This window comes from Corynebacterium sp. HMSC073D01, from assembly GCF_001815555.1.
In the GTDB taxonomy this organism is placed as follows: domain Bacteria; phylum Actinomycetota; class Actinomycetes; order Mycobacteriales; family Mycobacteriaceae; genus Corynebacterium; species Corynebacterium glucuronolyticum.
The window spans coordinates 54,479-62,483 of the sequence record NZ_KV821086.1 but is presented as its reverse complement, the minus strand read 5'-3'; the positions used below and the strand labels follow the sequence as shown (position 1 = coordinate 62,483).

Below are 8,005 nucleotides of genomic sequence, written 5' to 3'. Positions count from 1 at the left end.
GCCACGCCCAAATGCGGCCCAACCGGTTCCCCGCACACGCAGGATGGAAACAGACGGGCCGCAAAACAAACGCCGCCACGCCCGAAAGCGGCCCAACCGCCACCAAGCACACGCAGGATGGAAACGGATGGGCCGCAAAAGGGCAAAGGCGTTAGCGGATGATCTCCTCGGCACCTCGGGTGCGGAGTTTCTCGGCCACCGTCGTGCCCAACGCGACGGGGTCGGTGCCGGTGGTGGTTTCCACGATCTGCTTGGAGCCGTCGAGGGCGAAGGCGCCGGCGGTGAGGGTGATCTCGTCGCCGGAGACCGTCGAGTAGGCGGCCAGCGGCGCGGTGCATCCGGCCTGGAGGGTGGAGAGCACAGCGCGTTCGGCTTGAGCAGACAGGGTGGCGTGGTCGTCGATAAGCGTGGAGATGGCGTCAACGTGGGTGCGAGACTCGACGGCAAGGATGCCCTGCGCGGGGGCGGGCATGAGGTAGGTGGGGTCGAAGACCTGGGTTGCCTCGTCGCCGCGGCCGATGCGGGTGAGGCCGGCGTGGGCGAGGATGACGGCGTCGAGTTCACCGGAGGTAACTTTGCCCATGCGGGTGTCCACATTGCCGCGCAGGGGGCGGATGTCGAGGTCGGGGCGCAGCGCCTTGAGCTGGGAGATGCGGCGGGGCGCACCGGTGCCGACCTTTGCGCCTTCAGGCAGCCGGTCGAGGGTGAGGCCGTCGCGGGCGATGAGCGCCTCGCACGGGGTCTCACGCACGGGGTAGATGGTGGTCAGGCCCTCGGGCTGGCCAGTGGGGAGGTCTTTGCAGGAGTGGACGGCGATGTCGATTTCGTCGCGGTCCATGGCCTCGCGCAGCGCCTGGGTGAATACGCCGACGCCGATTTTTTGCACGGGCGAGAGGTTCTTATCGCCAGGTGTGGTGATGATGGTCAGCTCAGCATCGTAGCCTGCACGGATGAGCGCGTCGCGGACGTGTCCCGCCTGGGTGGTGGCGAGTTTCGAGCCTCGTGTGCCGATGCGTAGAGTCACTTGTTCTCCTTTGTTGCCTTGTCCATGGTTGCGCTGGTGGGCAGCTTGGCCACGTCGGTGGACACGGGGGTTGCCGGGAGCCCGAAGAGCTGCTGCAGGGCGTTGTCGTAGGTGATCGTTCCGGAGTTGGCTGCCAGGGCTTTCACCTGGACGGTCGGCTGGTGTAGAAGCTTGTCGACGACCCGTTGGACGGTCTTCGCCACCTCACGGTGGGTCTCTGGATCGGTTTCCACGCGGTTGTCGAACCGCTCCATCTCCTTGGCCACGATCCCCGCTGCCATGCTGCGCAGTGCGGACAGGGCTGGTGCCACGTCGCGGACACGCTGGGCGGAGGTGAAGGCGTCGAGCTCCTCGCGGAGGATCCGTTTGGCGATCTCCTCCACCTCACGGGATTCCTCCTGCTCGGACTGGCGCAGGGATTCAATGTTGATGAGCGTGCCGGGGACATTCGGGTCGATGTCGCGCGGCATGGACAGATCCACGAAGACGGGGGTGTGGCCGGTGATGTCGGGGGCCTTGACGGTGTAGTCGTGGGCGCCGGTGGCCGAGACGATGATGTCCACGTCGTTGTAGGCCTTGATGCGCTCGGGGAATTCCACGGCGTGCGCGGGTACGCCTGCCTCGCGGGAGTGCTGGGCGAGCCGCTCTGCGCGATCGAAGGTGCGGTTGGCAATGACGAGCTCATCGATGCCCCGCTTACCCAGGTGTGTAGCAGCAAGCGAGCTCATTGCACCGGCGCCGAGGACGAGCGCGCGGTGCCCCTTAAACGAGTCGCTGTCAAGTGACTCCGCAACCTTGTCGAGGGCGAAAGTGACCATTGAGGCACCCGTTTCGTCGATGCCGGTCTCACTGTGGACACGTTTGCCGGTGTGGAGAGCGGCCTGGGCCAGCGCGTGCAGCGTCGGGCCGACAGTGCCGTTGTCGCTGGCAGCCTGGTAGGCGGTGCGCACCTGGCCGATGATCTGCTGCTCCCCGAGCACCATGGAATCGAGCCCGCTGGCCACGGCGAGCATGTGCTCGGCGGCGGCATCGGCGTAGCGGACGTAGAGGTGCTCGCGGAGCTCGTCGGCGTTGAGGCCGGAGGTTGCTGAGAGGACGTCGACAATCTCGTTGACACCGGAGTGAAAGCTGTTGGTGACGCTGTACACCTCCACTCGGTTACACGTGGATAGGAGCAGCACCTCGCTAAGGGACGGGCACTGCATCAGCCGTGCCGCCGTACGGTCCCTCTTATCTTCGCCCATGGAGACCTGTTCCAGGACATGAACGGGTGCCACCCGATGGGACATTCCCACCACTAGAACACTCACGTTTTAATTCACCTCACACCTTGCGGTCTACTAAGCGCCTCGACGAGATCCTCGTTGTCTACTTCCCAGCAGGCGAACTCATCACCATCGATAAGGATAACCGGTACCCGATCACCGTACTCCATAACCTTTTCCTGGTCCGAATCAACGTCGACGGTTGTCAGTGTGGCGCCGTATTTTTCGCAAACGGGACGGATCTGCCGCTCCACACGGGCGCACGAACCGCACGTAGATCGCACCATCATCGTCACGTCATGCGCCGTGTTCGTACTCACACCAACCCCACTAAATCATGCGCTATTAGTCAAATATGCCTACGATGTAACATACCTGTTACTTCGTAGAAAGGTCTAAACGTACCGCCCGTGGCATCGTCACACTCACCCAACGAGATTCTTACTGCGTGGACTATCTCCCACGGAAATCTCCGGCGTTTCTTCGAAGATACGGCGCTGCCACCGCTCGACGAGCAGGCACAGGAAGCCGCCGGCGAGGCTGCTGCCGAGGCAGCAGTGCACTCCGCCTTCGGCCTCGAGCTCGCCGCCTACTCGCGCGGGGTCGATGCCGTCAGCGGTGCCTACGAGGCCGCAGGCGCCCACCACGTGTCCGCCCCGGATCCTGATGTCCCCCAACAGGAGGGCGTGGCAGCATTCTTCGACGTGGATAACACCCTCATTCAGGGGGCATCGCTCATCATGTTCGCCATCGGGCTGGCGAAGCGCCACTATTTCTCCACCCGCGATCTCCTCCCCTTCGTATGGAAGCAGCTCAAGTTCCGCATCCGCGGCTCGGAGAGCAAGGCCGACATGGCTAAGGGGCGCGAGCAGGCGATGGAATTTATCAAAGGCCGGGATGTAGACGAGCTCGTCGCCCTATGCGAGGACATCGTGGACGAGAACATCCCCGCCAAGATCTGGCCCGAGACATCGGAGCTCGCGGCCATGCACCTGGCGGCTGGCCACCAGGTGTGGCTTGTTACCGCAACTCCCGTGCAGCTCGCGCAGATTATTGCCAGGCGCTACGGCATGACCGGTGCCCTCGGGACGGTGGCAGAGGTGAAAGACGGCACATTCACCGGCAGGCTCGTCGGCGATATCCTCCACGGGCCCGGTAAGTCGCACGCCGTGGCAGCCTTGTCGACGATTGAGGGGCTCGACCTCAGTCGCTGCACCGCCTACTCCGATTCCATCAATGACATCCCCATGCTCTCCATGACGGGCACCGCCGTGGCCATCAACCCCGATGTGGCGCTGCGCCGCGAGGCGAAGCGTCGTGGCTGGGAGGTGCGGGATTACCGCTCCATTCGTAAGCTCGCGCTCCGCGTCGGCCTGCCCGCAGTCGTCGTCGCGCTCGTGGCCGGGGCGGGCTGGTCCGTGCAAGCAAAAAGCCACCGGAAATAATCCGGCGGCTCCATGCAAGTGAGCTGAAAGCCCACGTTCCAAGTTTTTACTTGCCGAGCTTCCTGCGCTGGACGCGGGTACGGCGGAGCATCTTGCGGTGCTTCTTCTTGGACATGCGCTTACGACGCTTCTTGATTACGGAACCCATAGGGCTTTCAACCTCACTTATTTTTACTTGGCTTGTTGTAGCTTTCTAGTGCCTCACGCAGTCGCATGCGCCTTCTCGGGCCGAACTGCGTCACAAAATGTGTAAGACACGAACGGCAACATCATAGCGCCTGCAACAGGAGTTCACCAAAATCGGGGACTATCCGACTTCGTATGTGGATGCCTCCAGGTAGTCAGAGACAGCCTTCTCGTTCACTCGGAACGAACGTCCCACGCGCACGGCCGGCAGCTCGCCTGCGTGGACGAGACGGTACACAGTCATCTTAGAAACGCGCATGATCTCCGCAACTTCCGCCACGGTGAGGAACGCTCCCTTATCTTCTTGTGCCATTTTTATTTAACCCTTCGTCGCATTTGCGCGCCGCAGGCTTCCCCTCCTGCAGATGATCGTCACGCAAGTGCTTAGTTAAGCTTACCGTGAATAATGTTACTCATGCGACTCAAATGGAGAAAAATTTTTGTTTCCCAGGTCAGTCGGTTTTTCCAAGCTCGCGATTTCGTTCTGCACAGGCGTCTACTGCAGAAAATACAGCACTTCTTAAGCCACCGTCTTCCAGCGCACGCAGTGCCGCAGCAGTCGTCCCACCGGGTGAGGTGACATCGTAGCGCAGCTGCGTCGGAGCTTTGGTTCCCGCCAGCATCTCACCGGCGCCGCGGATGGATTGAATAGCCAGCTTCGAGGCGACGGTGCGAGACAGACCACGGGCGACCCCGGCGTCGACAAGCGCCTCAGCAAACAGATAGACGTAGGCGGGTGAGGAACCAGACAACGCCGTGACCGCGTCCATATCCTTTTCCTCAACGACAACCGTCTCCCCCACCGCCTGCAGCAGCTCCTCCACCGCAGCGGTATCCACCCCCGGGGCCGGCGCGATCGCACACATCCCCATGCGCGCAAGCATCGGCGTGTTCGGCATGACACGGATCACCTGCACACCCGGCGCGGCCCCTGCCAGCTGCGCAAGCGTCACCCCAGCAGCCAAAGACACCACCATGGCACCCTCTGCCAGGTGTGGTGCAAGCCCACGGAGGACCCCCGTCACCGCGTACGGCTTCACGGCAATGAACACGATATCCGCCGCCCCATCCGCAGGCTCCTCCGAGGAGCGCACGCCGTACGTCTCGCGGAAATACGCGGACCGCTCCGCGCGTCGGTTGATCACCGTCACATCCGTGTGGCCCGCAGCGACCAGCCCTGCGGTCAGCGCCTCACCGATCGTGCCACCGCCGTACACCGCAATCATCGTCACAGGCCCGTAATCAACGCCGGGCCGAACGTGAGAACCAAGCCCGTCACCGTGGCCAAAACGGTGGTCAGCGTGTCCTTGCCCGTCTTGAGCGAGTGCACGGCCACACCGATCGCCACCGTCACCACCAGGGCTGCGACGATGACGATGAGCGGCATGAGCGAGGAGGCCCACAGCGACATGAACGCGTAGAACACGAGCACACCGACAATGAACGCGACGATGGCCGTCACAACGATGCTGGCGATGGAAGGCTTCTCGTCCTCCTCAGCCACCTCGTCGTCATAGTACGCATCGTCGGCATCATCGAAGCCCTCGATATCTTCGTCATCCTCCGGGAAAAAGTCATCTTCCTCCGCGTTATCTGCGGGCTCGTCCTCGTCCTCCACCACGACTTTGGGCAGGACGGAGGTTGCCTCCCCTTCCCGGGAGGGGGTGTGCGACTCAGACTTTTGCGCTGCCTGCTGCGGGACTGCCAGGAACGAGCCGGTGGTCAGCGGCGCGGACTCACCATCGGTGAACACCCGGAGAACCATCGTGTCATCGTCGCGGGACTCCCGCTTAGGCTTCGTGGCCTCGGGTTGTTTAACCTGGGGTTTTGCGGCTTCCGGCTGCGTAACCTTGGGCGTAGCGGGTTTTGTGGCCGCGGGCTTCGTGGCTTCTTGCTGGGGCTCCTGCTCGGCCTTGTCCGCGGTGGAATCGATCGGCGAGGTGGTATGGCGGGCATCTTCCGGCTTCTCCGTCACGCGCGGGATCGACCCGGTGAACTCAGCAACGGAAATGCCACCCTCTTCCAGGCTGCGACGGCGACGCCGGCGGGAGCCCGATCCTGAAGACGATTTCCCGGACCTGGCTAGCAGCTCAGCTACTGTCAGTTGTTCTTCGCTCATTTCTCTTCTTCCGCTTTCAGTCCGCTGTCGATTCTTCGGAGAATAACACCTTCTCGCAACGCCCAGGGACAAATTTCCATCTGCTCTAATCCTAAAGCACGCATTGAGGCTTCTGCCACGAGCGCACCGGCAACGATCTGATGCGACCGGTCAGAGGAGATCCCCTCCAGCTCCGCACGATCCGCCGCAGTCATTCGCGAAATGAACGCGATGACCTGGCGCAATCCAGCTGCGGTCAGCGTCCTTTTCACCCGCGGACCAGCCGACGATGGAGCCGCGCCGGTAAGCCGAGCAAGACTGCGGAAGGTCTTCGATGTCGCCACCGCAAGATCAACCTCGCCGCACGCCCGCAGCTTTCGCGCCGGCTCAGCCAGTTCGGCATCGATGTAATCGCGGAGGATCCCGATCTTTTTTTGGGACGGCGGATCCGTCTCAAACCACGTGTGCGTCAGACGGCCCGCGCCAAGATCCAGGGAGAACGCCAGGTCAGGCTCCTCGTCGGTGCCGGTAGTCAGCTCGAGGGAGCCACCACCGATGTCAAGGTTTGTAATGCGACCCGCGGACCAGCCGTACCAGCGCCGAACCGCCAGAAACGTCAGTCGAGCCTCGTCCACGCCGGAGAGGATCTGCAGCCGGATACCTGTCTCCTTTTCCACCTCGTCAAGAATCTTCTCGGAGTTGGTGGCGCTGCGAATCGCCGACGTAGCAATAGGCAGAAGCTCGTCGCAGCCCAACTGCTCCGCCAGCTCCTTCGCCTCGTTCACGCCCCTGAGCAGCTTGTTTACACCCTTGGCGTTGATGGCACCGTCCTTATCCAGGTACTCCACCAACTTCATCGTGGCTTTCCAGTCGCTCATGGGCGTCGGATGCCCGCCCACCCTGGCATCAATAGCCACAAGGTGGACTGTGTTACTTCCGACATCTAAAACACCTAATCGCACACCACTAAGGGTAGACGGTCTATGGTGGCAGCGTGAACAACACCACGGTTTTTTTGGGTTATCCGGACGGAACGAACGCCGCTACGTCAATCGAAAACGGCACCGAGTTGAACCCCGACTTCCCACGCGAATGGTTCGAGGTCTACAACCCCGACGACCCTTTTCACCTGTTCACCTTCGACGTCACCTGGCTCGCCTCCTACTACCAATGTGGCTACGGCACCACCTGCCAAGGCATCGATGACACTCCGTCCCACGGTTGCTGCCCCCACGGAGCCTTTCTTGTCGACGCCGCCGAGCGCCGCAACCTAACCGCCCTTGTCCCACAGCTCACCCGCTCCGAGTGGGAGAAATACACCGATGAGCCTGAGGGCTGGATGGAATGGGACGAAATCGACGACGAGCCCAACCCCAAAACCGCCGTCGTCGACGGCATGTGCATCTTCGCCAACTCCGCCTCCTTCCCCGGCGGCGCCGGCTGCGCCCTCCACCTCCACGCCCTCAACAACGGCCTCGACCCTGTCCAGGTCAAACCCGAAGTCTGCTGGCAGCTCCCCCTGCGCCGACTCGAGGACTACGAGGACCGCGCCGACGGCTCTGAGATCCTCCACACCACCATCACCGAGTACATCCGCCGCGGCTGGGGCGACGGCGGCGAGGACTTCACCTGGTACTGCACCACGAACCCTGCCTGCCACAACGCCGCCGAGCCCCTGTGGAAGACCGCCAAGAGCGAGCTCATCGCCATGTGTGGTGAAAAGGTCTACGCCCTCCTCGCCGACTTCATGAAATCCCGCGGCACCCCCACCGCCGTCCACCCCGCAAGCGCCAACCGGGTTCCGAGGCGTGAATCCGGGGAACGCTAACTGCACAATTACCCCGAAATCAGCACCAATTACGCAGTTAGGGGGTCCGGCCCGACATACACCCGGCACCACACCAAACCCCGGGGAACGCTAACCCAACAAATACCCCCAAAACTGGACCAATTATGCAGTTACGGGGTCCGGCCCGACATACACCCG

The 8,005-nt window shown here is 62.4% G+C and carries 10 protein-coding genes; 2 read left to right on the top strand and 8 right to left on the bottom strand.

Annotated elements, in window-relative coordinates:
- Positions 1 to 151 precede the first annotated feature (151 nt).
- From hemC to HMPREF3044_RS12435, 3 genes are read right to left on the bottom strand one after another with little or no spacing between them, the layout of a single operon-like run.
- Positions 152 to 1,024, bottom strand: a complete 873-nt coding sequence (hemC, locus tag HMPREF3044_RS12445) for a hydroxymethylbilane synthase (RefSeq protein ID WP_070742187.1) — start codon at positions 1,022 to 1,024, stop codon at positions 152 to 154.
- Positions 1,021 to 2,334, bottom strand: a complete 1,314-nt coding sequence (locus tag HMPREF3044_RS12440; protein WP_070742185.1) for a glutamyl-tRNA reductase — start codon at positions 2,332 to 2,334, stop codon at positions 1,021 to 1,023. The genes hemC and HMPREF3044_RS12440 overlap by 4 nt, the downstream gene beginning before the upstream one ends.
- Before the next feature lie 8 nt (positions 2,335 to 2,342).
- Complete coding sequence (locus tag HMPREF3044_RS12435; protein ID WP_070742191.1) at positions 2,343 to 2,579, bottom strand: glutaredoxin family protein; 237 nt, start codon at positions 2,577 to 2,579, stop codon at positions 2,343 to 2,345.
- Positions 2,580 to 2,699: 120 nt separating this feature from the next.
- Between HMPREF3044_RS12435 and HMPREF3044_RS12430 the strand changes: the two genes are divergently transcribed.
- Positions 2,700 to 3,734, top strand: coding sequence for an HAD family hydrolase (locus HMPREF3044_RS12430; RefSeq protein ID WP_070742183.1), 1,035 nt, complete (start codon positions 2,700 to 2,702; stop codon positions 3,732 to 3,734).
- Between the two features lie 46 nt (positions 3,735 to 3,780).
- On the opposite strand, the gene HMPREF3044_RS12825 is transcribed toward HMPREF3044_RS12430, so the two are convergent.
- The 5 genes from HMPREF3044_RS12825 to HMPREF3044_RS12410 all read right to left on the bottom strand — a co-directional run bounded on the left by HMPREF3044_RS12825 (position 3,781) and on the right by HMPREF3044_RS12410 (position 6,980).
- Positions 3,781 to 3,882 (bottom strand): 30S ribosomal protein bS22, encoded by a 102-nt coding sequence (locus HMPREF3044_RS12825; protein WP_003855542.1) that lies wholly within the window; start codon positions 3,880 to 3,882, stop codon positions 3,781 to 3,783.
- Positions 3,883 to 4,041: 159 nt separating this feature from the next.
- A complete protein-coding gene (locus HMPREF3044_RS12425) occupies positions 4,042 to 4,233 on the bottom strand; it encodes a helix-turn-helix domain-containing protein (RefSeq protein ID WP_005390677.1) in 192 nt (63 codons plus the stop codon).
- 139 nt (positions 4,234 to 4,372) lie between these two features.
- A complete protein-coding gene (proC, locus tag HMPREF3044_RS12420) occupies positions 4,373 to 5,146 on the bottom strand; it encodes a pyrroline-5-carboxylate reductase (protein WP_070742181.1) in 774 nt (257 codons plus the stop codon).
- Positions 5,147 to 5,148: 2 nt separating this feature from the next.
- Positions 5,149 to 6,039 (bottom strand): hypothetical protein, encoded by an 891-nt coding sequence (locus HMPREF3044_RS12415; RefSeq protein ID WP_070742179.1) that lies wholly within the window; start codon positions 6,037 to 6,039, stop codon positions 5,149 to 5,151.
- Positions 6,036 to 6,980, bottom strand: coding sequence for a Ppx/GppA family phosphatase (locus tag HMPREF3044_RS12410; RefSeq protein WP_081446531.1), 945 nt, complete (start codon positions 6,978 to 6,980; stop codon positions 6,036 to 6,038). The genes HMPREF3044_RS12415 and HMPREF3044_RS12410 overlap by 4 nt, the downstream gene beginning before the upstream one ends.
- 32 nt (positions 6,981 to 7,012) lie before the next feature.
- Here HMPREF3044_RS12410 and HMPREF3044_RS12405 point away from each other — a divergent pair, with 32 nt between their 5' ends.
- Positions 7,013 to 7,846: a DUF3109 family protein gene (locus HMPREF3044_RS12405; protein ID WP_070742177.1), complete on the top strand. Its 834-nt coding sequence runs from the start codon at positions 7,013 to 7,015 to the stop codon at positions 7,844 to 7,846.
- Positions 7,847 to 8,005 lie beyond the last annotated feature (159 nt).

Excerpts from the sequence above, each read along its gene's own strand:
- HMPREF3044_RS12435 (WP_070742191.1), bottom strand. The coding sequence starts at position 2,579 with ATGATGGTGCGATCTACGTGCGGTTCGTGCGCCCGTGTGGAGCGGCAG.
- HMPREF3044_RS12825 (WP_003855542.1), bottom strand. The coding sequence starts at position 3,882 with ATGGGTTCCGTAATCAAGAAGCGTCGTAAGCGCATGTCCAAGAAGAAG.
- HMPREF3044_RS12425 (WP_005390677.1), bottom strand. The coding sequence starts at position 4,233 with ATGGCACAAGAAGATAAGGGAGCGTTCCTCACCGTGGCGGAAGTTGCG.
- proC (WP_070742181.1), bottom strand. The coding sequence starts at position 5,146 with ATGATTGCGGTGTACGGCGGTGGCACGATCGGTGAGGCGCTGACCGCA.
- HMPREF3044_RS12415 (WP_070742179.1), bottom strand. The coding sequence starts at position 6,039 with ATGAGCGAAGAACAACTGACAGTAGCTGAGCTGCTAGCCAGGTCCGGG.